23 protein-coding genes and 2 pseudogenes are annotated in these 24,778 nt (G+C 71.5%); 6 read left to right on the top strand and 19 right to left on the bottom strand.

All coding sequences use genetic code 11. The annotated features are described in order from the left end of the window. Positions 1-2: 2 nt before the first annotated feature. The 3 genes from DY240_RS19410 to DY240_RS19400 form a co-directional block, all read right to left on the bottom strand. On the bottom strand, positions 3-833 hold the full coding sequence (locus tag DY240_RS19410) for a carbohydrate ABC transporter permease (protein WP_119661493.1): 831 nt from the start codon (positions 831-833) through the stop codon (positions 3-5). Continuing rightward, entirely contained in the window at positions 830-1,771 is a 942-nt protein-coding gene (locus tag DY240_RS19405; protein WP_119661492.1) for a carbohydrate ABC transporter permease, read from the bottom strand. Before DY240_RS19405 ends, DY240_RS19410 begins: the two co-directional genes overlap by 4 nt. A gap of 69 nt (positions 1,772-1,840) precedes the next feature. Further along, the gene (locus tag DY240_RS19400; protein ID WP_158602911.1) at positions 1,841-3,094 is read right to left on the bottom strand and encodes an ABC transporter substrate-binding protein; all 1,254 of its coding nucleotides are present in this window, start codon (positions 3,092-3,094) and stop codon (positions 1,841-1,843) included. 137 nt (positions 3,095-3,231) lie between these two features. Here DY240_RS19400 and DY240_RS19395 point away from each other — a divergent pair, with 137 nt between their 5' ends. Continuing rightward, positions 3,232-4,020 (top strand): IclR family transcriptional regulator, encoded by a 789-nt coding sequence (locus DY240_RS19395; RefSeq protein WP_147375408.1) that lies wholly within the window; start codon positions 3,232-3,234, stop codon positions 4,018-4,020. Positions 4,021-4,051: 31 nt separating this feature from the next. Here the strand turns inward: DY240_RS19395 and DY240_RS19390 are convergent, their stop codons facing one another. Continuing rightward, complete coding sequence (locus DY240_RS19390; RefSeq protein WP_119661489.1) at positions 4,052-5,584, bottom strand: alpha/beta hydrolase-fold protein; 1,533 nt, start codon at positions 5,582-5,584, stop codon at positions 4,052-4,054. 250 nt (positions 5,585-5,834) lie between these two features. Here DY240_RS19390 and DY240_RS19385 point away from each other — a divergent pair, with 250 nt between their 5' ends. Beyond that, on the top strand, positions 5,835-6,098 hold the full coding sequence (locus DY240_RS19385) for a FitA-like ribbon-helix-helix domain-containing protein (protein ID WP_119661488.1): 264 nt from the start codon (positions 5,835-5,837) through the stop codon (positions 6,096-6,098). Continuing rightward, positions 6,095-6,508, top strand: coding sequence for a type II toxin-antitoxin system VapC family toxin (locus DY240_RS19380; RefSeq protein WP_119661487.1), 414 nt, complete (start codon positions 6,095-6,097; stop codon positions 6,506-6,508). Before DY240_RS19385 ends, DY240_RS19380 begins: the two co-directional genes overlap by 4 nt. A gap of 29 nt (positions 6,509-6,537) precedes the next feature. Here the strand turns inward: DY240_RS19380 and DY240_RS33415 are convergent. Both DY240_RS33415 and DY240_RS34145 read right to left on the bottom strand, forming a co-directional pair. Then, positions 6,538-6,933: pseudogene (locus tag DY240_RS33415) on the bottom strand (RNA polymerase sigma factor); the annotation flags it as partial. A gap of 49 nt (positions 6,934-6,982) precedes the next feature. Beyond that, positions 6,983-7,288, bottom strand: a pseudogene (locus tag DY240_RS34145) (DoxX family protein); the annotation flags it as partial. Between the two features lie 69 nt (positions 7,289-7,357). Between DY240_RS34145 and DY240_RS19370 the strand changes: the two are divergent. After that, a complete protein-coding gene (locus DY240_RS19370; RefSeq protein WP_119661486.1) occupies positions 7,358-7,738 on the top strand; it encodes a YciI family protein in 381 nt (126 codons plus the stop codon). Next, positions 7,722-8,348 (top strand): GyrI-like domain-containing protein, encoded by a 627-nt coding sequence (locus tag DY240_RS19365; protein WP_119661485.1) that lies wholly within the window; start codon positions 7,722-7,724, stop codon positions 8,346-8,348. Before DY240_RS19370 ends, DY240_RS19365 begins: the two co-directional genes overlap by 17 nt. Positions 8,349-8,356: 8 nt before the next feature. Here DY240_RS19365 and DY240_RS19360 read toward each other — a convergent pair whose 3' ends face one another. Continuing rightward, positions 8,357-8,956 (bottom strand): TetR/AcrR family transcriptional regulator, encoded by a 600-nt coding sequence (locus DY240_RS19360; RefSeq protein WP_119661484.1) that lies wholly within the window; start codon positions 8,954-8,956, stop codon positions 8,357-8,359. 52 nt (positions 8,957-9,008) lie between these two features. Between DY240_RS19360 and DY240_RS19355 the strand changes: the two genes are divergently transcribed. Then, complete coding sequence (locus DY240_RS19355; protein WP_119661483.1) at positions 9,009-9,833, top strand: class I SAM-dependent methyltransferase; 825 nt, start codon at positions 9,009-9,011, stop codon at positions 9,831-9,833. Between the two features lie 37 nt (positions 9,834-9,870). Here DY240_RS19355 and DY240_RS19350 read toward each other — a convergent pair whose 3' ends face one another. From DY240_RS19350 to DY240_RS19295, 12 genes are all read right to left on the bottom strand, one after another. Beyond that, complete coding sequence (locus DY240_RS19350) at positions 9,871-10,734, bottom strand: manganese catalase family protein (protein WP_119661482.1); 864 nt, start codon at positions 10,732-10,734, stop codon at positions 9,871-9,873. Positions 10,735-10,759: 25 nt separating this feature from the next. Beyond that, positions 10,760-11,302, bottom strand: a complete 543-nt coding sequence (locus DY240_RS19345; RefSeq protein WP_119661481.1) for a DUF3618 domain-containing protein — start codon at positions 11,300-11,302, stop codon at positions 10,760-10,762. Continuing rightward, positions 11,299-11,718, bottom strand: a complete 420-nt coding sequence (locus tag DY240_RS19340; protein ID WP_119661480.1) for a phage holin family protein — start codon at positions 11,716-11,718, stop codon at positions 11,299-11,301. Before DY240_RS19340 ends, DY240_RS19345 begins: the two co-directional genes overlap by 4 nt. Continuing rightward, positions 11,715-12,257, bottom strand: a complete 543-nt coding sequence (locus DY240_RS19335; protein WP_119661479.1) for a hypothetical protein — start codon at positions 12,255-12,257, stop codon at positions 11,715-11,717. The genes DY240_RS19340 and DY240_RS19335 overlap by 4 nt, the downstream gene beginning before the upstream one ends. A gap of 135 nt (positions 12,258-12,392) precedes the next feature. Next, complete coding sequence (locus tag DY240_RS19330) at positions 12,393-12,686, bottom strand: sigma factor-like helix-turn-helix DNA-binding protein (protein ID WP_199701801.1); 294 nt, start codon at positions 12,684-12,686, stop codon at positions 12,393-12,395. Positions 12,687-12,817: 131 nt separating this feature from the next. After that, entirely contained in the window at positions 12,818-14,674 is a 1,857-nt protein-coding gene (locus DY240_RS19325) for a glycoside hydrolase family 127 protein (RefSeq protein ID WP_119661501.1), read from the bottom strand. Further along, the gene (locus DY240_RS19320; protein WP_119661477.1) at positions 14,671-16,686 is read right to left on the bottom strand and encodes a glycoside hydrolase family 31 protein; all 2,016 of its coding nucleotides are present in this window, start codon (positions 16,684-16,686) and stop codon (positions 14,671-14,673) included. Before DY240_RS19320 ends, DY240_RS19325 begins: the two co-directional genes overlap by 4 nt. Positions 16,687-16,705: 19 nt before the next feature. Beyond that, complete coding sequence (locus DY240_RS19315) at positions 16,706-17,527, bottom strand: carbohydrate ABC transporter permease (RefSeq protein ID WP_119661476.1); 822 nt, start codon at positions 17,525-17,527, stop codon at positions 16,706-16,708. Then, the gene (locus DY240_RS19310) at positions 17,524-18,492 is read right to left on the bottom strand and encodes a carbohydrate ABC transporter permease (RefSeq protein WP_119661475.1); all 969 of its coding nucleotides are present in this window, start codon (positions 18,490-18,492) and stop codon (positions 17,524-17,526) included. Before DY240_RS19310 ends, DY240_RS19315 begins: the two co-directional genes overlap by 4 nt. Positions 18,493-18,496: 4 nt before the next feature. Beyond that, on the bottom strand, positions 18,497-19,729 hold the full coding sequence (locus DY240_RS19305) for a sugar ABC transporter substrate-binding protein (protein ID WP_199701799.1): 1,233 nt from the start codon (positions 19,727-19,729) through the stop codon (positions 18,497-18,499). Positions 19,730-19,799: 70 nt separating this feature from the next. Continuing rightward, a complete protein-coding gene (locus tag DY240_RS19300; RefSeq protein ID WP_119661474.1) occupies positions 19,800-20,819 on the bottom strand; it encodes a LacI family DNA-binding transcriptional regulator in 1,020 nt (339 codons plus the stop codon). Between the two features lie 100 nt (positions 20,820-20,919). Next, on the bottom strand, positions 20,920-24,579 hold the full coding sequence (locus tag DY240_RS19295; protein ID WP_119661473.1) for a LamG-like jellyroll fold domain-containing protein: 3,660 nt from the start codon (positions 24,577-24,579) through the stop codon (positions 20,920-20,922). Positions 24,580-24,778: the final 199 nt, after the last annotated feature.

The raw sequence follows: 24,778 nt of genomic DNA, 5'->3' as shown, positions 1-24,778 counted from the left end.
GGTCAGCCCTTGACTGCGCCGGCGGTCATGCCGGCGACGACGTATTTCTGCGCGAACAGGTAGAAGGCGACGGCGGGCAGCGTGAACATGAAGGCGACCGCCATGACCGTCTGCACGGGGGTGCCCACCTCGCCGATGAAGCTGGCGATGCCCACCGACGCCGGCTGCATCTCCGGCGCGTAGATGAACGTCACCGCGAACACGTACTCGTTCCAGGCGTGGAAGAACGCGATGACCGCGGCGGCGGCGATCGACGGGCCGATCAGCGGCACGTTGATGCGGACCAGCATGGTGAGCGGCCGCGCGCCGTCGACCCGTCCGGCCTCCTCCAGCTCGCGCGGGATGCCGTCGATCGCGCCCTTGAGGATGAGCGCGACGATCGGCAGCACGAAGGCCGCGTTGGCCAGGATCAACCCGCTGAGCGTGTCGAGCAGGTCGAAGCGGTTGAACAGCGCGAACAGCGGGACGACCATCAGGGCCTCGGGCAGCATCTGCGTGAGCAGCAGGGCGACCGTCGTCAGGGCCTTGCCCCGGAACGAGAACCGCGACAGGGCGTAGCCGAGCGGGATGCCCAGGCCGATCGACAGCGCGGTGGTGCCCAGGGCGATGACGAGGCTGTTGCGCAGCCAGGTCAGCGTCTCGCCCTCGGCCAGCGCGTCGGCGAAGACTCCGAACTGGGTGAAGTCGGGGAGAAGCCTGGCCTCCGAGGCGAACAGGTCGCTGTTGCTGGACAGCGCCGTGACGAACATCCAGTACAGCGGGAAGACCGCGACGCCCATGACGACGAGGACGGCGACGATCCGCAGCGTGAGGCCGAGACGAAGGCGGCTCATCGCAGGCCCTCCTTGTCCGCGGCGCGGGTGACCAGACGGCTGCCCGCGATGACGATGAGCGAGATGACCACACCGACCATGCCGATCGCCGCCGCGGTGCCGAGCTGCTTGGAGTCGAAGGCCTGCGCGTAGAGGTCGATGACGAGCGTCTCGGTGGACCCCACCGGGCCGCCCTTCGTCATCAGCCAGATGAGCTCGAACCTCCGGATCGACCAGATCGTCATGAGCAGGGCGAGCAGACCGACCGTGGGCTTGATGACCTGCCAGGTGACCGCCCGGAACGTCCACCACCGGCCGGCGCCGTCCATCGTCGCGGCCTCGGTCAGGTCCCTGGGGACGGCCTGCAGCGCGGAGAGGAGCACGACGGAGGTGAGGGGGAACAGCTGCCAGACCGTCGTCACCAGGATCGCCGGCAGGGCATAGGTCGAGCTGTCCAGGATGGCGCCTCCGGGGACGCCGAGCCCGACGGCGTCGAGGAACCGGTTCACGATGCCGTACTGGGGGTTGAGCATCCAGGTCGCGATGAGGGCCACCGCGATGCCCGGGGCGGCCCAGGGCACGGTGACGAGCGCGCGGGCGACGCCGCGGCCGCGGAAGTTCCGGTTGAGCAGGAGCGCGACGAGCAGCCCCGCGCCGACGGAGCCGATGACGCAGGCGACGACGTAGATGAGCGTGGTGACCAGGGTGCGGTGGAAGTCGTCGTCGCTGAAGATGTGGGCGTAGTTCTCCAGCCCGACCCAGGTGCTCCTCGTCGGGTTCAGCAGCGAGGTACGCGTGAAGCTGAGGTAGATCTCCTGAGCGAGCGGCACGGCCTGGAAGAGGCCGATGAAGACGGCCGCGGGGGCGAGGAACAGGTACGGCGTCCAGCGGCTCCCCAGTGGGCTGCGCCTGGGCCGGACGTCGGATCGGGGCGCTCTCGTCTGCTCGAGCACGGTCATCGAGTGGGTGTCCTTCGTTCACGGAGGCCGACGCCGGGGCGAGAGCGTCCTCGCCCCGGCGTCGAAGGGTCAGCCGACCAGCTCGGTCGCCTGCTCCTGGGCGTCGTCCAGGGCGGTCTGGAGGTCGACCTCGCCCTGCAGGGCGGCGATGACGTTCTGCACGACGATCTTGCGGATGTCGGGCGTCTGCGCCTCGAAGCCCAGCACGACCTGCGGGAGGCTGGACTCGGTGAGCTCGTCGAAGGTCGTGAGGAACGGCATCTCCTGCAGCGACTCGGGGCTGCGCTCGGTGGCCGTCGCGACACTGCTCGCGCCGAGGATCTCCTGGAGCGCCACCTGGTTCTCCTCCTGGAGCGCCCACTCGATGAACGTGGCCGCCTCCTCCTTCGCCTCGCTCGCCTCGTTGATGACGATGGGCGCGAGGATCGCGCCCTGGCTGCGGACCGGGAAGGGAATGGGGGCCGCGCTGAAGTTCAGATCGGGGCTCTCGGCCCGCAGGTGGGTGGCGTAGCCGCCGTTGTTGAGCTCCATGGCGACCTTGCCCTCGGCGAACATGCGCCGGAACGTGGCCGCGTCGGCGCCGCGCGGGATGACGTTGGCGTCGTAGAGGTCCTTGTAGGCCTGCAGGCCCTCGAGGTTCTCGGGCGCGTTGATGGTCAGGTTCTCACCGTCGGACCAGGCGCCACCGAAGCCGTAGACGTAGTTGAAGATGTCCTGCCAGACGCCGGCCTCCTCGGCCTCGGTCTGCCGGAACGCCAGGCCGAAGACGTCGCCGCTGGTCAGCGACTGCGCCGTGGCGAAGAAGTCCTCGTACGTCGTGGGCGGCTCGGGGATGAGGTCGGCGTTGTAGAACATCGCGTAGTTCGACGCCTCGAAGATGATGCCGTGCCGCACGTCGTCGTGGACCATGAACCGGTCGGGCTGCTCGAGGAGCTCGTACTGGTCGACGTCGATCAGGTCGTCGAGCGGCGCGATCAGGCCGGCGTCCGAGGCGGCCTCGAACTCCGGCATGTCGAACCGGACGAGGTCGGGTCCCTCGCCGCCACCCATCTGCGTGAGCACCGTCTGCCCGAAGGTGGGGTAGGGGACCGACGCCGCCTCGACCCGGATCTCGTCCTGGCTGGCGTTGAACTCGTCGATCCACTCCTGCAGCTGCGGCCCTCGGCCCGGATCGCCGAAGGTCGACGCGGCGAACGTCAGCGTCGTGACGCCGCCCTCCGAGCTTGCGTCGGAGTCGGAGCCGCATCCGGCCGAGACGGCGGTGGCGAGTCCGACCACGGTGGCCGCGGCGACCGTGGCGCGGCGAACGCGGGGTTTGCTCATCGGGTGCTCCTCATGGAGTCGTGGCAGTGGTTGAACGTTAAAGGTCTGCAACGATCGTAGGAACATATGCAACGCTGTCAAGTCGCGGTTGCACATCGCAACGTAGTCGTTGCGTATAGTGCAACCTGGAGGTGGCTGTGTCCCAGACGATCCAACGCGCGATCGAGCTCATCAGGAGGTCCGCGGAACACCCGCTGAGTCTCACCGAGGCCTCGGAGGTGCTCGGCGTCCACAAGTCGACGGCGTTGCGGATCCTCCAGACCCTCGAGGCGGCGCGGTTCGTCCGGAAGACCGGGGCGGGGACGTACGTGTTCGGGAGCGGCCTCATCGAGCTGTCCGAGCTGGCGCTCGGTTCGATGGATTTGCGCCAGTTCGCGTCGGCGCACCTGCGCCGGCTCCAGCGGGAGACCGGTCACACGGTGCACCTGGCGCAGCTGACCGGCGACGAGATCGTCTACATCGACAAGGTCGACAGCCCCGCCTTCGACGCCGTGAAGCTGCCGTCGCGGGTCGGGCGCGCGGTCTCGATCTATGCCAGCGCCGTCGGCAAGGTGATCCTGGCGCATCTGCCTCGGGAGGAGCGCGATCGCCTGCTCTCGCACGTCACGTTCGAGCGCTATACGCCCACCACCTTCGCCGACCGCGCGTCGCTGGAGCTCGAACTCATCCAGGTGCGTGAGCGCGGCTGGGCGACGGACAACGGCGAGCACGACGCGTACGTGATGTGCGTGGCCGCGCCGATCAGGGACTCGCGGGGGCAGGTCATCGCCGCCGTCTCGATCACGGCGATCGAGGTGATCGCGACGCTGCCGCAGCTGGAGGCGAGACTTCCGCTGCTGCTCGACACCGCGACGGCGATCTCCGCGGAGCTCGGCTACACGGCCGGCGCGCCGACCCGGCCCGAGGCGGAGCCGGCGGCCGGGTGAGTGCCCGGCCGCCGGTCCGAGGGTTGCTGGTTCAGCCGGCCTCGACCGGGGTGCTGGCCGACTCGTTGAACAGGTCGTCGCCCCGGTAGCGGGCGACCACCGGCTCGTCGAGCAACGCGCCGTCGACCGGCCTGTGGAACCGGGCGACGCCGTCGCGGACCGGAGCGGAGCCGAGGTACTGCTCGCCCGCGTAGAAGTCGACCTTGCCCGAGGGTGCGGCGACGCTGGTCGTCACGGGATCGACCGTGGCGACGGCGGTGAGCCGCACGTTGTCGGAGCGGCCGGCCGGTTCGGTGTCGACCTCGAGCGCCGTCGCCGTCGTACGGAAGGCGAGCTCGCGCAGGTAGTGGTTCAGCAGCGGCCGCCAGACGTGCCAGGTGTGCACGCCCAGGACGTTGTACTCGTCGACGTCGACACCGGCCGCCCGCAGCGCGGCGGCGTTGCGCTGCGAGTTCTCGGCGATGTTGCCCAGGCGGTCCTGCAGCCCGGTGCCGATCATGATGCCGCCGGCCACGTCCTTCATGCGGTCGATCTGCTCCTGGCTGGCCTGCGGTCCGCCCGCGCTCCAGGCGGCGTGGTAGCCGAACAGCGAAGTGTGGTCGTACATCAGCGTGTAGGCGCGGCTCCCGCCGGCCGAGAACCCGCCGAAGGCGCGGTCCTCCGCCCGCGTGGAGACGTTGTAGTTCTGCTCCACGAACGGGATGACGTTGTTCCGGAGCTCGTTGACGTAGCCCAGGTTCCCGCCGGGCAGGCCGTTGAAGTCGGTCGACACGATGACCATCGGCTGTGCCGCGCCGTCCCAGATCGCGTTCTCCAGGATGTGGTGAGCCACCCCCTGCATCGTCCACGCGGTCGAGTGGTCGCCGCTGCCGTGGCTCAGGTACAGCGTCGGGTACGGCGTGGCCCGGTCCGGGTCGTAGCCGTGCGGCAGATACACCACCATGTCGTGGACGCCGGCGGGGTTGGTCGACAGCGGCGAGGGGTAGCGCCGCGACTCCAGCGTGCCGGCCTTGTTCGGCCGGGGCGGAGCCTGGTAGTCGGTGTCGTACGTCGGGAACTTCTTGCTCTCGGGGACGTAGATGGTGCTGCGCACCGCACCCGGCGCGCCGGGGTACTGCGGCTGGATCTGCCACGGGTTCGCGGGGTCGTCGTGCAGCGTGCAGCCGGTGGCCAGCACGTTGGTGCAGTCGTGGGTGAAGGCGTAGCGGAAGGTGCCGGCGGGCAGCGGTACGGTGATCGACCAGACGCCGTCATCGCCGCGCTCCATCGGCAGGATCTGCCACGGAGTGGCCGCGATGTCGCCCGGCCGCCACTCCGACGGGTGCCGGCCGTCGCCGCAGTCCTGGCAGGTCACGCTCTCGGGGCGCGAATAGAACCAGTCGCCGTAGATGTGGACCGACTCCACGCCTTCGGGCGGCTGGTACCTGAAGGTGACGGCGTAGCCCGACGGCGGCTCGTCCGTCCGCACCACTTCGGGTCCGAGCGGCTCGGGCGGCGCGGCCGTCGCCGGCGGCGCCATCGCCGCGGCGGCCAGTGCTCCGGCGGCCGTGAGGCCCGCCAGCACGGCGCGTAGCGGCCGCCTGCCTGGCGGGGATGCCTGCGAACGGCCGGGGCGTGTCAGGTGCATGTACCTCTCCCTCCGTTGGGCGAGTCGATCAGGCCGTGGCCGGCTGATCGATTACATCGTTGGAACCATCGTGGACGGAGCGGTGCCATGTCAAGAGGCAATTGCATATGGCAGTTCCTCTGTTGCATATGTTGCAACAGATTGGTTTCACCGGTGACGGTGCGCCTGATGCATGTAAAATGCATGTATGACGGTGGCGCTGCAGATCAGGGATGTTCCCGAGGACGTGCGTGACATCATCGCGCAGAGGGCGGCTTCGCTCGGTCAGTCGATGCAGGCATATCTGCTCGATGTCCTTCGACGTGAGGCTCGTTTCGCACGCAATGCGGCCGTGTTCGAGTCCACCGCTGCGCACCGTCGGGCGCTTCCTGCCGCGCTGAGTCCCGAGCGGATCATCCGCGAGGGTCGTGACGACGGCGTCCAGGCTGATCGCGGCCCAGTAGCCGGATGATCGTCGTCGATGCAGGCGTGTGGGTCAGAGCCCTGATCGACAGCAGCATCGCGGGAGATGCCTGCAGGCAGACGCTGACCGACGATCCCGAGTGGGCGGCGCCGGCGCACGCTCCCATCGAGGTGCTGCGGACCATTCGCCGATACGAGTCTGCCGGCCTGATCACCACGGAGCAGGCTGACGCCTTTGCCGTTGCGGTCCGCAACGCCGAGGTCCGCTCCACGGGGCCCGAAGCGTGGTTGCTCGCGATGATCTGGGATCGACGCCACAACGTGAGCCCGTACGACGCACCTTATGTCGCGTTGGCCCAGCACTATGGTGTCGCGTTGGTGACGCTGGACGAACGACTCGGGCGCGCCGCTGCGGCTGCCGGAATCGACGTCGTGGTTCCCGCCTCGAGCGAGCGCTGAGCGCCGGTCTCGACGGCCGGTTCAGGCGTTCACCGCGACGGGTCGCCGGCGGCGGTGCGGAGCCGGTCGGCGCGGGCGCGGAGGTAGCGCTGTTCGGGGAGGCTGGTCGTGCGCTTGGCGGCCTCGAGGTAGGCCTCGCGGGCGGCCGAGTGGTCGCCCGACTGCTCGAGCAGATGGGCGCGGACGGCGGCCAGACGGTGGTGGCCGGCCAGCTGGGGGTCGGCGGCGAGCTGATCGAGGAGCTCGAGGCCGGCGGCCGGCCCGCGGAGCATCGCCACCGCCACGGCCGAGTTCAGCCTGATCACCGGGTCGGCCGAGACCCGGAGCAGGACGTCGAAGAGGGCGACGATCTGGCGCCAGTCGGTGTCGGCGAACCGCTCGGCCTCGGCGTGGACGGCGGCGATGGCGGCTTGCGGCTGGTAGGGGCAGGACGGGCGCGGTTGTCAGCGCGAGGACGTTGACGGCGGCCGCGCCCGCCATCAGCGCGATCAGGCCGGCGGCGGCCGGTCCGGCCAGCCGTGGTACCAGCAGGCCGGCGCCGCCGGCGAGCTCGAGGATGCCGACGAACACCCGGAGCCACTGCCCGGCTCCGATGTCGTCGAACATCGTCACCATCGGCTCGGTGGCGAGCAGCTTGCTCGCCCCTCCGGCGATGAACTGGACCGCCAGGGCCGCCCGGCCGGTCTCGACAGCCCGCGCGAAATTTCTTCCGGCGAGCGCTGTCGAAGCGGGGCGGTGGTGTTCGTCGCAGGGGTGAGGCCGCCCACGACGGGCCGGCACCGAGCAGAGTGCGGCGGATGGGCCCGCGGGAAGGGCGACGTCGTGACACCCATGGGAGATGATCGTCAGATGCGGTATCTGGTTTCCGTGATCGATGACAAGAGCAACCCCGGCAGCACGGACCGGCAGCCTGCCATCAGCGAATTCAACGAACGACTGATCGCCGAGGGCTACTGGGTGTTCGCGGGCGGACTCGCCGACACCAGCGCGGCCACGGTCGTGGACAACCGGGGCGAGCAGGCCGTGTTCAGCGACGGGCCGTTCGTGGAGTCGAAGGAGTACCTCGCCGGCCTCTGGGTGTGGGAGGCGCCCGACCTGGACGTGGCGCTCGAGCTCGCCACCGAGGCGTCGAAGATCTGCGACCGGAAGATCGAGGTGCGGCCGCTCGTGGAGGCGGAGAGGTCGCGGCCCGCCAGCCGAGTCGAGGTGCCCGATGACCGGCAAGACTGACTTCACGAAGACCCTCGACTCCTACCGGGCGAAACGCGACGAGTTCCGGATCGTCGAGGTGCCGGAGCTGCGGTACCTCATGATCGACGGCCACGGCGATCCCAACACGTCCGCCGCCTACACCGAGGCCCTCCAGGCGCTGTACCCGGTGGCCTACAAGCTGAAGTTCGCGAGCAAGCGCGAACTCGGGCGCGACTACGTCGTCCCACCCCTGGAGGGCCTGTGGTGGGCCGACGACATGGCGGCGTTCACCTCGGCGCGCGACAAGTCGCGGTGGGACTGGACCATGATGCTCATGACCCCGCCCTGGATCGACCAGCAGCTGGTCGAGGCCGCGATGGCACAGGCCGCTGCCAGGAACCGCCCCGCGCGGCTGGGCGACGTGCGCCTGGAGTCGCTGGCCGAGGGGCGCTGTGTGCAGACCCTCCACATCGGCCCGTTCGACGACGAAGCCGGCGTGCTGGCGCGCATGCACCACGACTACATCCCGGGCCAGGGCCTTCGCATGGTCGGCAAGCACCACGAGATCTACCTCAGCGACCCTCGCCGAACGGCACCGGAGAGGCTTCGCACCATCCTCCGGCAGCCGGTCGCCGGCGCCACCAGCTGACGACGGGCTCAGGGCCGGGCGCCCGGCTCGGCGCCGACGGTGATCGCCTCGACGACCTCGCGGACGGCGGAGGCGTCCGGCAGTCCGCCGAGCTCGCCGGCGAAGAGCAGGTGGCCGGTGCCGATGAGGGTCAGCGCGAGCGTGCCGGTGTCCGTCCGCGGCGTCAGGCGCCCCAGGCGGCGCTCGGTGTCCAGATAGGCGGACAACGCGGTGGCGGCCTCGGTCAGGATCGGGATGCCATGGGGTGTCGTGGGCCGCAGCCGGGCCCGCAGACCGTCGCGCGCCATGGCCGCACTGACCAGGCCCAGGTTCACCGGCGTGAAGGTCCGGGTGAGCGCCTCGGCCACCTGCGACACCAGCGTCGTCGAGCCGGCCGCGGCTGTCAGTTCGCCGACCTCCGCCTGGAGCCGGCCGATGCGGTCGCGGACCAGCTCGGCCAGGAAGTCGTCGAAGTCCGCGAAGTGACGGTGCAGCACCCCCTTGGCGACCCCGGCCTCCTCGGTCACGGCACGGCTGGTCAGCCCGCCGGCTCCGTCGCGCGTCACGACCCGTTCGGCCGCCGCGAACAGCCGCGCCCTGGCATCGGACAGGGCGACGCCGGTCGGCATGGTTCCCTCCTGCGACTTTACGAATGGGCGCTCGCCCACTTAGAGTGGGCGCATGGTCACTCTACCGCCGCCGCAGCCCGAACCGTCGCCTCATCTGCACCGCGAGATCGCCGAGTCCTTCGGCTCCGACGCCGATCGCTACGACCGCGCCCGGCCCCGCTACCCGCGGGCCCTCGCCGACGCGGTTCTCGCCGGCCTGCCCGGCGGCCGGGTCCTCGACGTCGGGATCGGCACCGGACTGTCCGCGCTGCCGTTCCGCGAGGCCGGCGCCGACGTCGTCGGCGTCGAGGCCGATGCGCGCATGGCCGGGGTCGCGCGCTCCCGCGGCTTCGCGGTCGAGGTGGCGCGCTTCGAGGACTGGGACGCCGGAGCAGCCCGGTTCGATGCCGTCGTCGCGGGGCAGACATGGCACTGGATCGACCCGGCGGGCGGTGCGGCCAAGGCGGCCGGCCTGCTGCGACCGGGCGGGCGGATCGCCCTCTTCTGGAACGCCGGCGACCCCGCCCCGGAGATCGCCGCCGCGTTCGGCGAGGTCTACCGCCGCGTGGACACCGGGCTCCCGTTCACTCCCTGGGCGGGAGGGCTCTCGGCGGTGGAGGGGTACGAGCAGGGCATCCTGGCCCGGGCCGCCGACGGCATCCGCGAGACCGGAGCCTTCACCGAGCCGCGACGGCTGCGCCTGGACTGGCAGGCCACCGTCACCCGGGAGGCCTGGCTCGATCAGGTCCCGACGGCGGGCGGCCACCACCGTATCCCCGCAGACCGGCTCGCCACGCTCCTCGACGGGCTCGGGAACGTCATCGACGACCACGGCGGCAGCTTCACCATGAACTACGCCACCATCGCCGTCGTCGCGGACCGCCGCACGCCCGCATGACACGGGCGGGCGGCGGGGTCGGCGCTCCGGCGCGAGGTCACTCGTCGTGGAGGACGTCCTGCACCTTGCCGGCCGCCTTCTCGACGACGTTCGGCACGTCGGTGGTGCCGTAGAGCCGGGAGTCCGGACGCGTCGGCGAGGGCATCGGGACACCGTCCGGCGGCTGCGGGACGTACTGGAACTCGCCCTTGCCGTCCGGGGTGGGACCACCGGCCCATGCGCCCTCGCCGGCGTGCTCGCCGTCGGAGAAGTTGATGTACTGGTAGGCGATGTCGCGGTTCTCCTGCGACAACGGGAAGTTGCTCGGCACCGGCAGGTCCTCCAGTCCTTCCTCCCGCAGTTCGCGGGCCGCGGCGATCCACTGATTCTGGTGCATGGTGTCCCTGGCCAGCAGGAACGCGAGCAGATCGCGGCCACCGGCGTCGTCGGTCATGTGGTAGAGCCGCGCGACCTGCAGCCGGCCCTGCATCTCGGCGTTGGCGTTGGCGGTGAAGTCGGCCAGCAGGTTGCCGCTGGCGGAGATGTACGACGCCGACCACGGGTTGCCCATGCTGTCGACCGGCCGAGCGCCGGCGCCGGCCACGATGGCGTGCTGGATGTCCGTGCCGCCGACGACGGCCGCGACCGTGGGATCGTCCTGCACGGCGTCCTCGGTCACGCCGACCGGCGCCTTCTCGAGCAGCTGCGCGATCATGGTGGCGAGCATCTCGACGTGGCCGAACTCCTCGGTGCCGATGCCGAAGAGCAGGTCGCGGTACTTGCCGGGGATGTGGACGTTCCATGATTGGAACCCGTACTGCATGGCGACGGTGATCTCGCCGTACTGCCCGCCCAGCACCTCCTGGAGTTTGCGGGCGTAGACAGCGTCGAAGACCTCCCTCCCTGTGGTCGCCGTCAGGATCGCCGTGCCATGCCGGCGGGACGGGTCAGCCGCCGCGTCCTTCGTCGCGGACGGCCTGTGCGGCGTCCTGGGCGGTGGAGCGCACCGCCTCGGCGGACTCGCGCGCGGGCTCGCGCAGGTCGTCGGCGACCTCGCGGGCCATGGACGACGCCTCCTGCGCCATCCCGGAGGCCTGCTCCTTCACCGTCGCGGCGGCGCGGCGTTCGGCCCGGCTCGCCGGGATGACGCTGGCGCCGAGCCAGCCGGCGCCGAACGCGATGAGGCCGGCCGCCAGCGGGTTGCCCGCCGCGCGGTCCCGCATCATCGCCGGCGCCGCGCCGGCCTTCTCCGTCACCGCCGACGCGGCGCCGGCCACCGACGAGGCCGCGCCGCCGCCGGTGGAGGCCACGTCGGAGGCGACGCCCATGACGCGGTCCTTCAGCCCGCTCATCGCGCCGCGGACGCGCTCGCCCTGTCGCCGTGCCATCGTGCCGGGGCGCATCCGCTCGCGGACCGCGTCGACGTCGTCGCTCAGCTCGTTCCGGGTCTGCTCGATGTCGGCCCGGATCCGATCGGGATCGTTGGTCATCGTGGGTTCTCCTGTCCCTTGAACGCGTCCGGGATCTCTCTGACCGTCTCGGTGGTCCGCGGCGCACCTCTGACGCGGCGCATCTCCGTCCGGCCCATCGCCGCGAGGACGGCGGCGACGATGGCCCAGAGGGCGGCCACGATGAGCGCCGACCAGCCGTGACCGGTCGCGTCGGCGATCGCCCACCACAGCGCGATCGACAGGAACAGCAGCGTCAGCCACGCGGCCACGCCGGCGCCGCCGTACATCCCGGCACCGCGCCCGGCCCGGCCGGCCGACTGCTGCAGTTCCGCCTTGGCCAGCTCGAACTCCTGCCTGACCAGCGTGGACAGGTCGCGGCTCACCTCGCCGAGCAGTTCACCCAGCGACGCGTCGGACTGGGCGGCGTGCGCCGGCTCGTGGGGCACGCCGCTCATGACGAGGCGTCCTGTCCGCTCGTCGGGTGCGCCATCCCCCTGGTCAGGCGGCCGGCGAGCACGCCCGCCCCGGCGGCGAGGGCGAGGAAGACGCCCGGGCGCCGGCGGGCGAACGTCCGCACCTCCTCGATCAGCTCGCCGGGCTCGTGGCTCTCGAGCCACCCGGCGAAGTCCTCGGCCCGGCCCGCGGCCTCCCGCACCAGGTCGCCGGCCATGCCGGCCTGCGACGAGTGGTCGGACATCGAGCGCAGCTCCTCCGACAGCGCCCGCAACCCGCCGACGGCGCGGTCCTTCTGCTGCCGCGCCTGCGAGGTCGCCTCGTCGCGGGTCCGGCCGGTGAGGTCGCGCAGTTGCCGCCGGGCCTCGCCGGTGACCTTCGACGCCTCCTCCTTGGCGGTGCCGACGGTGGTGGAGACGCGCTCCTGCACGCCCTGCGCCGCGCCGGGTGCGGACTCGCCGGCCGACAACGGCTCCGCCGCGTCGAGCGGCCGGCCCGGCCCGACTCCGGAGCCGGGCGGCCGGCCTTCGTGGTACGTCATGGTGGTTCCCCCTCGGTTGGTGCGCCACCGCCCTCCGGTGGCCCGGCCTGGTCGGCCGGTAGGCCGCCGATACCCGGACGAATCGGTGCGAAACAGCTCGGCTGCGCGGATTTCCCGCACGGCCGGTTCGCGTCGTCAGGCAGCGGCCTCGCCGACGCTCGTCCGCAGCCGGCGCAGGATCCGCACCAGCTGCCGCGACACCTGTACCTCGGTGACGCCGAGCTCGGCCCCGATCTCGCGCGGCGTCCGGCCGGAGTGGAAGCGCAGGTAGAGGATCCGCCGGTCGTCAGCGGAGAGCGTGCGGCAGGCCGCGGACAGCAGGGCCGTCACCGCGGCGTGGGGGTCGGCGGCAGCGGGACCGAACCGGGCGCGGCCGAGCCCGGGGGCGCCGTCGCCGTCGTCGTGGTGGGCAGGGGTCAGAGTGGGCATGCGCACCCCTCCGTCGAATCGAACGAGGAGTGGCACACTTCCGAACCACGATGCGCCGGGGCTGTACCCCGGACGCACCATCATCAACCCTCATCGCCGCTCACGTTGTCAAGTGGGAGCGGCGAGCGGCGTCACCGAGCCGGCAGCCAGACCCGCATCGCCGACGGCCCGCGCTCGGCCCACCGGTGGTAGGGCACGAGCGGGATCTCGTCCCCGGTGACCGCGCGCACGACCGCGCCGTCGGCCCGCGCCACCGGCGGGACGGACGGGTCGACGATCAGGTCGTCGAGCGAGCCGGACGGCAGGTCCACCGACTCCGCGCAGAGCACGAGGGGGCCGCGCTCCACGGCGACGCAGCCGCGGACGGCATCGACGCGGCGGTCGGGCCAGGTGAGCCTCGGCGCGACGGGCAGGACGAGCCGGAACTCCTCGCCGGGGACGAGCGGGCGGTCGACGACGGCGAAACCGGGCCCGACGACCCGGGTGCGGCCGCCTTCGCTCAGCACCGCGCCGCCGGCCCACGACGGCACCCGCAGCCGCAGCGCGACCGCGTGCGCCGGCGCGTCGGCCACGCGGATCGTCACCGTGCCGTCGGCCGGGTACGCCGTGGTGACGTCGACCGCGAGGACGTCGCCGTCGTCGAGGGTGGTCGCGATGCGGGCCGGGGCGTACTGCAGCAGCGTCAGCTCGCGGTGCCCCGCCGACGCCACGTACGCCTGCCACGACGCCAGCGTCCGGGCGACGTTCGTCGGGCAGCAGGAGACGTCGAACCAGGCGGCCCGGGTGCCGCCCTCGGCCCGCGGGCTGACGGCGTCGTGGTCCGTGCCGCCGCCGGCGGTGCGCTGGTGCAGCGGGTTGGCGTAGAAGAACGCCCGGCCGTCGGCGCGCGGCGAGGTGGCCACGACGTTGTAGAGAGTGCGCTCGATCAGGTCGGCGTAGCGGACCTCGCCCGTGGCCAGGTACAGCCGCCACGACACCATGACCGACGCGACGCCGGCGCAGGTCTCGCAGTACGCGCGGTCGGCCGGCAGCTCCCAGTCCTCGCCGAAGCCCTCGTCCTGGTGCCGGGAGCCCATCCCGCCGGTGAGATACGTGCGCCGCTCGACCGTGTGGTCCCACTGCCGGGCGATCGCGGCGAGCAGCTCGTCGTCTGCGAGGTCGACGGCGACGTCGACGGCGGCGGCGGACAGGTAGAGCGCGCGGACGGCGTGCCCGCGGAAGGCGGTCGCCTGGCGCACCGGGACGTCGTCCTGGAAGTAGGCGCGGCCGAACGGGACGTCGCGCAGGGTGCCGCGGCCGCGCCGGTCCAGGAACAGCCGGGCCTGCTCGACGTAGCGGCCGACGCCGAGCGCCCGGCCGAACTCGGCCAGGCCGACCTCGATCTCCGGGTGCCCGCAGATGCCCTGCCGCCCGTCCGGCCCGAACTCGGCGCAGACGTGGTCGGCGGCCCGGCGGGCGACGTCGACCAGCTCGTCGGCGCCGGTGGTGCGCAGCCGTGCGACGGCGGCCTGCAGCAGGTGCCCGGTGTTGTACAGCTCGTGACCGGTCTCCAGGTCGCTGTACCGCGGCGCCTGCCCGCCGTGCCCGTAGCAGGTGTTGAGGTAGCCGTCGGCGTCTTGAGCCGGGGCGATCCGGGCGGTGAGCCGGCGCACCATGGCGTCGGCGGCGGGGTCGTCGGTGCGTCCGTACTCCCACGCGGCGGCCTCGGCGAGCTTGTAGACCTCGGAGTCGGAGAACGACCAGCCCGGCCGGTCCGGCCCCGTGGCGCCGGACGCCACGCGGTCGAAGTTGGCCAGCCAGCCCAGCCGCTCCATCCACGACTCGCAGTGCTCCAGCGTCGCGTCGGCGTTGGTGGCCTGCAGCCCGGCCCAGAAGCCGCCGGTCACCCGGACCTCGGCGAAGCCGAGCGGCCGCTGCGCGCCCCGGGCCGGCACGACGGGTCGTCCGCCACCGGCGTCGACACCGGTGACGGTCTCCTCCGCGGTCACGCCGCCGCCTCCGTCCACACCCTGACGGCCGATCCGGCCCGGGTGAACACCGGGATCCGCTCCAGCGGCGCCGCCGCGGTCACCGTCGTGCCGCCCTCGACGACCGCGCCGGTGGCGGCGTCCACCCAGGACGCCCCGGCCGGCAGGTACACCTCGCGCGACCGGGCACCCGGCGACGTCACCGGCGCGACCAGCACGTCCGGGCCGAACAGGAACACGTCGTCGACCTCCCACGCGCGCGGATCGCCGGGGAAGTCCACGAACAGCGGGCGCATCGGCGGCAGCCCGGTCCGCGCGGCCACCCGCATCTGCTCGTGCAGGTAGGGGCGCAGCCGTTCGCGCAGGTGCAGCAGGCCGGAGATGATCTCGTAGGCCTGCTCGCCGTACGACCACACCTCGTTCGGGCCGCCGGTCTGCGCGTACGACGTCGGCGTGCGCGGCTCGCGGTCGCCGTGCAGCCGGAACAGCGGGCAGAAGACGCCGAACTGGAACCAGCGGATCATCAGCTCGCGGTAGGCGGGGTCGCGGGCGTCGCCGCCGTGGAACCCGCCGATGTCGGTGGTCCACCACGGGATGCCGGACAGCGCGATCGACAGCCCGGCGCGCACCTGCACGCGCAGCGACTCCCACGTCGCCGGGATGTCACCGGACCACACGGCGGCGCCGTACCGCTGCGAGCCGGCCCAGGCCGAGCGCGACAGCAGCACCGTCGGCTCCGCGCCCGCGGCCGCCAGGCCCTCGGCGAACAGGCGAGCGTTGTCGCGGGGGTAGACGGTCGCGACCTCCGCGCCGGGGCCGGCGTAGAGGGTCAGGTTCCCGGGGTGCGGCGGGTTCAGCTCGGGCTCGGACGCGTCGAGCCAGAACACCCGGATGCCGAGGTCGAGGTAGTGGCGCCGCACGAGGTTCCAGACGTACGCGCGGGTGGCGGGGTTCGTCGGGTCGTAGAACGCCACCGGCATCGGCGTCGCCATGCCCTTGTCCTGGATGGTCTGGTGCGCCTCGACCCCCTGGTCGGCCCCGACCAGCAGGCCGCGGTCGCGGAAGTCGGCGTAGTTCTCCGACAGCGGCGAGACCGTCGGCCAGATCGACACCATCAGCTCGACCCCGATCTCACGCAGCTCGGCCACCATGGCCGCCGGGTCGGGCCACTCGTCCGGGTCGAACCGGTAGTCGCCCATCGCAGACCAGTGGAAGTAGTCCGCGACGATGACCGAGAGCGGCAGCCCCCGCCGGCGGTGCTCGCGGGCGACGGCCAGCAGCTCGTCCTGGGTGCGGTAGCGCAGCTTCGACTGCCAGAAACCGCTGGCCCAGGCCGGCAGCTCGGGCGCGTGGCCGGTGGCGTCGGCGTACCGGGCCAGGATCGCGGCCGGGGTGGGCGCCGCGGTGACCCAGTAGTCGATCTCGCGCGCCTGCCCCGCGTGCCAGCGGGTCGCGTTGTCGGCGAACTCCACCCGGCCCACGGCGGGGACGTTCCACAGCAGGCCGTAGCCGCGGTCGGAGAGCACGAACGGGATCGACACCTCGCCGTTGCGCTGCACGAGGTCGAGGGCCAGGCCCTTGAGGTCGAGCCGTCCGTGCGTGCGCTGCCCCAGCCCGAACAGCTTCTCGCCGGGGTAGGCGGCGAACTGCTGGTGGATCTCGTACGCACCGGAACGGTTGCCCTGGAAGTACCGGGCGCCCGGCAGCCAGAAGTGCTCACGGCTCTCGGCCAGCAGCTCCGCGCCGGTGCTGGTGCGGCGGAACGTCAGCAGCGGTTCCGGGTACGCGGCGGCGCGGTCGAACCGGACGTCGACGGTGAGCTCGCCGTGCACGAACCGGGCGCTGTCGTCGCCGTCCGTGATCACCGGAGGGTCGGCCTCGGGCGGCTCGTCCAGCGCGCCGTGGCTCTCCGCCGGGATCCGGTACTGCGCCGCGCGCACGCGCACGCTGTCGGTGCCCCACGCCTCGATCGTGAGCACCTCGTGGCGGTGCCGGATCTCCAGCATGGTGGGGGACGGGTGGAAGGTCACCATGGATGCGTCGTCCTCGGGTTCAGTCCTTGACGGCGCCGGCGGTCACGCCGCCGGCCACGTAGCGCTGCGCGACGACGAGCAGCACCGCGGCCGGGACGGACGCGACCACGGCGGTCGCCATGATCGAGTTCCACTGGGTGGTGTTGTTGCCGATGTAGGCGTAGATGCCCAGGGTGATCGGGATCTGGTCGCCATTGCGGTTCAGCGTGGAGGCGAAGATGAAGTCCGACCACGCCCACAGGAACGCGAACAGCGACACCGTCAGCACCGAGTTGCGGCTCACCGGCAGCACGACCGACCGGAACGTCCGCCAGGTGCTCGCGCCGTCGACCTTCGCCGCCTGCACGAGCTCGCGCGGGATGCCGGACATGAACGCGGTGAACAGCAGCACGCCGAACGGCACCGCGATCGTCGAGTCGGCGATGATCAGTCCCCAGACGGTGTTCAGCCAGCCCAGCCGCACGTAGATGGCGTAGAAGCCCATGGCCATGACGACGCTGGGGATCATCTGCGCGACCAGCAGCACGAAGCTCAGGACGCCCGATCCGCGCGGCCGGAGCTGGGCGAGGGCGAACCCCGCGGGCGCGGAGATCAGCAGCGTGAGCGCGACGCAGCCGAGACCGACCAGGATGCTCGTCGTGAGCGCCGGCAGCTGGTCGCCGAAGACGTCGGCGTAGCCCTCGAACGTCGGCGCCCAGGGGAACCAGTGCGGCGGGTCCGCCCGCATGTCGCCGGTCCTCGTCAGCGAGACGTTGACCATCCAGTAGACCGGGAAGAGCATGATCGCGGTCAGCACGAGGCCGATCGCGGTCTTCCACCAGGTGCGGCGGTGCGTGGTCATGTCCGCTCCTGCCTGCGCTGGAGGTACAGGTAGACGAAGCCGGCGGCCAGCGCGATGACGATGAGCAGGTTGCCGACGGCCGCCGCGGGGGAGAAGTCCGGCTGGCCGGTGCCGAAGGCCTCGCGGTACGACCACACGGCCAGCGTGATCGACGCGTTGCCCGGCCCGCCGGTGGTCATGATCCAGATGACGTCGACCACCTTGAGCGTGTAGATCAGCCCCAGGAGCAGCGTGATCGCCGAGACCGGGCGCAGCAGCGGGAACGTCACCCGCCAGAACCGCTGCCAGGCGTTGGCGCCGTCCAGCGCCGCCGCCTCGTAGAGGTCGCCGGAGATGTTCTGCAGGCCGGCGTAGAGGATCACCAGGTTGAACGGGATGCCCAGCCAGATGTTGGCGACGATCACCGACCACAGGGCCGAGTCCGGCGACGTCAGCCAGTTGATCTGGCCGATGCCGAACGCCTCCAGCACCGAGTTGACGATGCCGTTCTCGCTGTTGAGCATCCACGACCAGGTCGAGGCCGACACGATCAACGGGAGCAGCCACGGCACCAGGAACATCGCCCGCAGCACTCCGGACAGCCGGAAGTGGTGGTGGAAGAACACCGCCAGCGCCAGCCCGATCGCGTACTGCGCCGCGATCGACACCAGGGTGAACAGCGCCGTGTTGCGCAGCGCCGGACCGAAGGTGTTCGACGCGATGACGTCGGCGTAGTTGGCCAGCCCGAGGAACTCGGCGTTGCCCTGGACGAACGCCCGCGGGGTGTAGTCGTGCAGGCTGAGCTCGACGTTCCGGTAGAGCGGATAGGCGTAGAAGATCGCCAGGTACGCCACCAGGGGTGCGAGGAAGGCCAGCGCGGCCCAGCGCGTCGAGGGCATCCGGCGCCGGCGCGGGGGAGCGCTCGCGGTGGTGGCGGGCGCCTCGGCCCTCGCCACCACCGTGGCGCCGTTCACGGTCGGAGACATGACGTCACTCGGTCGCCGACTCCGCGTTCGCCTGTGCCTCGGCGAGCGCCTCCTCCGGGCTCATCGAGCCGCTCAGCGCGTTCTGGACCGCCGTCCAGAGCGCCTCGGAGATCAGCGGGTAGTCGGTGCCGAGGTCGTCGCTGGTCCGCCCCTTCGCGGTGCGGACGGCATCGACCCACGGCTGCAGGCTCGGGTTCTCCGACAGCAGCGCGTCCTGGCCCTCCGCCGTGGGCGGGATGTAGTAGGCGAACGTGTTCGCGGTCTCGACCAGGCCCTCGGGGGTGGTCATGCACTCGACGATCTGGGTGGTGACGTCGTAGCGGGACGTGTCGTCCTGGACGGGCGCGGTGATGAACTCGCCGCCGGTCGGGGTGGGCGCGGCGCCGCCGTCGACGCCGGGGACGGAGACGACCCCGGTCGGGAACCCGGCCTCGGCGGCGCTGTTGACCTGCCACGTGCCGTTCACCGCGAACGCGAACTCGCCGGTGAGGAACTCCTCCCAGGTGGTGTTCTGCGAGTTGGTGATCACGGAGTTCGGCGCGTACCCGGCCTCCAGCCAGCCGGTCCACAGCTGCAGCGCCTGGACGCCCTCGGCGGAGTCGAGGTCGCGCAGGTCGGCTCCGGCGCCCCAGAACCACGGCAGGAACTGGAACGATCCCTCCTCGGTGCCGATGGCGGCGAACGTGATGCCCTTGTGCCCGGCGGCCGTCACCTGCTGCAGCGCCGCGGTGAGCGAGGCCCAGTCGGTGATCGAGGCGGGGTCGACGCCGGAGGCGTCGAGGATCTGCTGGTTGTAGTAGATGGCCAGCGTGTTCGCGCCGATCGGGATGCCGTAGGCGTCGCCGTCGACGACGCCCGCCGCCAGCAGGTTCTCGTCGATCGCGGAGGTGTCGAAGCCGAACTCCTCCATCGTCGTCAGCATGCCGGTGTCGGCCAGCGTCGAGACGGCCGGGTTGTCGAGCAGGATGATGTCCGGCGCGGTGCCCTCCTGCGCGGCCAGCAGCGCCTGGTTCGTCAGCGCGGTGGTGTCGTAGGCGGTGCGCTCGATGGTGACGCCGGCCTCGTCGCCGCAGGCCGCGACCCGCTGCGCCCAGTCGGAGGTCTCGTCGTGCTGCGGATACGGGTCCCACCAGGTGTAGGTGTCGGACGAGGTCTCGGTGTCGCCGCCGTCGTCGCCGGACGACGAGCAGGCGGCCATGGCGGTGACGACGAGTACGGCGGACCCGGCCGCGCCCACTGACCTGAATCGGGCGCGCGCCGTTGTGGATGGACGCTTCACTGCGTTTCCTCCTCGGATGGGGTGTGAATCACGTTCGGGGGGCGGCCGTGCTCTTCCGGTCGACGAGCTCCGGGGCGACGAACCGGACGACGTAGGGCTCGGCGCGGCCGGCCTCGGACTCGATGCGGCGGACCAGCTGGCGGACGGCCATCCGGCCGAGTCGGTCCGGGGCGCTCTCGATGGACGAGTACGGCAGGGAGAAGACCCGGGCGAACCCGTCGGAGTAGCGGCCGATGACGGACAGGTCGTCCGGCACGGTGAGCCCGCGCTCGTGCAGGACGGTGGGGAGGGCCGCGGCGGCGGCCTCGTTGTTGAGCAGCAGCCCGGTCGCATCCGGGTAGCTGTCCAGCAGGCCGTTCAGCGACCGCCCGACGGCGGGCTGCCGCGACTCGCCGAACACCGCGTGCAGGGTGATGCCGCGCAGCCGGGCCTGCTGGAGGGCGGCGTCCTGGAGCCGCCAGACGTAGGCGCCGCCGCGCTCGACGACGTGTTCGGGCTGGGACACGAGGATCAGCTCGCGGTGGCCCAGCCGGTGCATGTGGTCGACCATCATCCGGCCGGCCTCTTCGAAGTCGAGGTCGAAGACGTCCAGGCCGGAGCAGTCGCCGGGCAGGCCGACCAGCGCACCCGGCTGCGGTGCCGCGCGCAGCACCGGGAGGCGGACGTCGTCCTGCGCGACGTTGAGCAGCACGAGCCCGTCGACCATCCGCGAGTCGGTGATGCGCCGCAGCGCGCTGGCGCCGTCGGCGTCGGTGACCAGCAGCGTGTCGTAGCCGAGCTCGCGCGCGGTGTCGGAGACACCGAGCATGTACTCCAACATCGCCGGCGCGAACTCGTCCTCGAGGAACTGGGCCAGCAGCCCGATCACCATGGTCTGCGACGTCGCCAGCGCGCGGGCGCCGGCGTTCGGGGTGTAGCCGAGCCGGAGCACGGCGTCGTTGACCCGCTGCCGGACCTCGGCGGAGATCGCCCGCTTGCCCGACAGGGCGTACGAGGCCGTGCTGCGGGAGACCCCGGCCGCCCGGGCGACGTCACCGATCGTGACCACTCTTCCTCCTGACATTTGCGAACCGGTTCGACGATTGTCGGTCCCCGGCGGCGCGCTCGAGGTTCCGGCGCGCCGCCGGAGGCCGGTCAGTTCGCCGGCGTCATCGCAGCCTCGGCCCGCTGTACGGCGCAACGGTGATCTTGTCGATCACCGGGGCGTACCGCGACCGCAGCGGAATGCCCGGCCACGTGTCGGACGCGTAGGTCACGCCGTCGAAGTTGGGCTGCTCCTCCGACGCGAACCTGATCGTGTTCTGTCCCTTCCGCAGCTCCACCGGGACGGTGAGGTCCCAGAAGTTGTTCTGGTGGAACGAGTGCGGGAAGAGCGCCCGGCCCGCGTCCTGCCCGTTGACGGTGAGGTCGGCGCGGCGCGCCATCGGATCGGGGTTGTAGTGCGATGCCGGTGACTGCTCCGGGTTGGAGTAGCGCACCCGCATCGCGTACGTGCCGGCGGCGGGCGCCGTCACCTCGAACGTCAGGGTGTTGCCGTTGCCCGGTGTGCCGCCGACGCCGGTAACGGCCGCGCCGCCGCTGGCCAGCGACAACTCCGCCACCTCGGCGGTGCCGGCAGTGGTGGCGTCCTCCGCCTCGTAGACCTGCTCGGCGAGCGTCTCGGTCGCCTGCACGACCTCCAGCCGGTCGAGTAGCGCGGCCCCGGTGACCCCGGTGACGGTGACCTTGTTGATCCCGCCGGAGAGCGAGACCGCCACGGCGGACGTCGTCGGCCCGGCAAGCAGCACGTCGCGGCCGTTGACCGCGAGGTCGGCGACACCCCCTCCCAGCGTGTGCAGGCGCAGGGTGGCCTCGGCGTCGGCGGCCGAGTAGACCCAGAACGTCGCACTCTCGCCGGGCCGGACCTCCACGCCGCCGGCACCGGAGGCGCCGCGCCGCTCCAGCCGCGGGTCGTCGTAGACGGTGCTCGCGCCGTCGAGATCGGCCAGCTCCGCCTCGTAGCTGTCGCTGGTGGCTTCCGGGTTGGCGAGCGAGAGGTGGATCCGGTCGACGATCGCGTCGCCCTTCGTCGCGCGGGTGCCGTCGAGGCTCCGAGCGGCCAGCGTGATGGTGTGCGTGCCGGCGGTCAGCTCCACCGTCGTGTCGGTGTGGTCCCAGACCACCCACTTGTAGCCCAGCGGCAGGAAGAGCTCCTGCTCGGCCGCACCGTCGACGCGCAGGAACACGTTGGTCGGGCCCTGATCCTGCACCGCCGCGTATGTGTTCAGCGAGTTCGCGAAGACGCTGACGTCGTAGGTGCCGTCCCGCGGGACGTCCACGGTGAAGTCCAGCGTCAGGTCCGAGCCGGTCCGCAGACCGCCGACATCATAGCCGCCCGAGGTGTAGAACTTCGACACGTCCGACGGCGAGCCCTCCGGCCCGTTGCGGCTGTAGCCGGACCCGGTGTGCGCCGCGTCCTCGGCCTCGTAGCTGCGCTCCCAGAGCGTCGGCGCGACAGCGGTGGGCGTGCCGTCGCCGGCGGGCGTGAGCACGATCTCGTAGGCCGACGACGCCGCCAGCTCGGGCAGGTCGCCGCCGAAGTCGAACGCGACGGTGCCGTCGTCACTCACCTCGACGACGCGCTCGTCGACGATCTCCGGCTGCGCGGAGTCGCCGATCTGGCCGGTCCACGGAATCTCCCGGATCCAGGCGTGCACGCTGTCGCCGAGGTCGTCCGGCACGTTCCGGAACTCGATGAACGCGTTGCCGTCCGAGCCGCCGAACAGCGCCCTGGCCTGCGACTTCTCGTCGTCCAGGGTGGCGACGCCCTGCAGGGTGTAGTTCTGGCCGGGGAACGGCGGCCGCACCTGGACCGTGTGTCCCGTCATGCCGGCGTAGGCGTTGAACAGCCACCACTGGCCGTTGGCCCGGTTCGCCTGCACGGCGGAGTCGGAGAGGTTGCCGTCGATGTTCCAGTAGGCGATGTCCGCGTCGACCTTGGATTCCTCGATGGCGGAGATCCACTGGATCATCTGGCCAGGCACCGAGGTGTGGTAGTTGAACGCGTACTCGTTCACGTTGATCGGCAGCTCGGTGCCCTCGTACGGCGTGCCGGCGAAGAACTCCCGCTCCCACTGGCGGTAGCGGGCGACGCTGGTCCGCACCTGCTCGGGATGGCTGAGCTCATGCCAGGTGACGACGTCAGGGACCGTCCCGGCCTCGATGGCGTGCTCCATGAAGCCGATGACCTGGCTGTACAGCACGCTGGTGTTCGGGCCGGCGATGCGGGCCTCCGGCATCTTGCCCTTGATCAAGCGGTAGATCTCGTCCCAGGCGGCGAAGTAGTGCGTCGGGTCGTTGAGCCAGCTGACCCGGTTGTAGCTCCACTGGCCGGTGCCGAACATGTTGCCCTCGGGCTCGTTGAACGGCACGAAGACGATGTTGTCCTGGTACTCCGCCGGTAGCTGCAGTACCTGGTCGACCTGGGTCTCGATCTTCTCGACGTACAGGTCGAGCTTCTCCTCGGGCGAGTCGCCCGGCCACTGGTACGGGAAGCCCCGGTGGATGTCGGTCATGTAGATGTAGACATCGCCGTCGGTGCTGTCGGCCAGGGGCTTCACCACTTCCAGCGCATCGGCGCCAGGGTGCTGCGGGCCGTCCTGCGCCTTCGTGGACACCGTGCGCAGCTTCATGCCCTCGATCAGGTTGTTCGTCGGCACGTCCTGGCCGTACAGGCCGTAGAGCGTGCCCGACGCGCCGCCGTGGAACGGGCCGGTGTCCTGGCCGAGGTCGATGATCAGCTCGCCCTCGCGGACGACCGTGACGGTCGCCGTCACCGTCCACTCGCCGGCGGTGCCGTCCACCGTGAAGGTGCCGCGCTGGGCGTAGTCCTCCGGGTCGACGGCATCCCAGGTCACCGGGACGGCGCGGGGGTATCCGTCGCTGAACGTGGCCGGGATGGTGGCCGGGAGGCTCGGCGCCGTGCCGATGGAGGTGCGCACGTCGAACGAGGTCTGGGCGATGCCGGTCGGCGTGGGCACCGTGCCGCCGAAGTCCTCCGCGACCTGCTCGGGGGTCAACGCGGCCCGGTACACGCGGAAGTCGTCGACCGCACCCGCGAACAGCGGGTCCTGGTAGAACGACCGCCCGATGAAGCCGGCTGAGGTGGCGGTCGCGGTCAGCAGGTCCCCGGCGCCGATGGTGGTGGACGCCGAGCCGACGGCGGCGCCGTCGAGGTACGTGGTGATCCGGTCCGCCGCCGTGTCCAGGGTGACCGTGAGGGTCTTCCATTCGGTGGCGGGCAGGGCGGCACCGCCCGTGACCTGCGCTTCGGCGCCGCCACCGCCGGTGGTCACCGCGGTGCGCAGCCGGCCGTCGCCGTTGTACGGCGTGCTGAACAGGTACCGGGTCGTGTTCGTGCCCAGCGCGTAGATCCACTGCCAGGGCGCGGTCGTGCCGTCCCAGCGGATGCGTGTCGACACGGTGAGGTCCGTGGCGCCGTCGAGGATCTGCCGCGGCAGCCGGACGTAGGCCCCGGTCGAGGTCGGGGCCCCGCCGGGAAGGTCGATCGCGTGGCCGTCCCCGGCGCCGTCGACCAGCGTCGCGCTGGCGCCGTTGACGAGGGCGGCGTCGAGGCCGTTGCCGGAGGAATCGGTGACCACGCCGGTGGTCAGGTCGTCGGCGTCGAACTCGTAGTGAACGAGGGGAGCCGGGAGGTCGGCTGCCGCCGCCGGCGCCGCGAGGCCGCCGGCGGTGAGGCCGGCGCCGAGCGTCGCGAGTGTGGCCGACACGGCGGCGGCGCGTACTCGTGTTGCTCTCGTAAGCACCATCGTTGCTGCTCCTGATTCGTCGCGTGCGTTGGTGATGCCGATGGGTCCTGCGGTGTTGCTGAGACGTCCTCCTCGCCGCCGCTCCGGCCGGTCGATCGTCGAACCGGTTCGACGATACTCCGCCGGAGTGGCTGACCTCTGAGATGTGTGGAGTTGGCCGGGAGCCCGGGCTACGGCGACCCATTGTGAGCGCTCACAC

The sequence above is a fragment of the Jiangella rhizosphaerae genome (genome assembly GCF_003579925.1).
Taxonomy (GTDB): Bacteria; Actinomycetota; Actinomycetes; order Jiangellales; family Jiangellaceae; genus Jiangella; species Jiangella rhizosphaerae.
The sequence above is the reverse complement of the archived record's forward strand: the minus strand, read 5'-3'. Positions and strand labels throughout refer to the sequence as shown.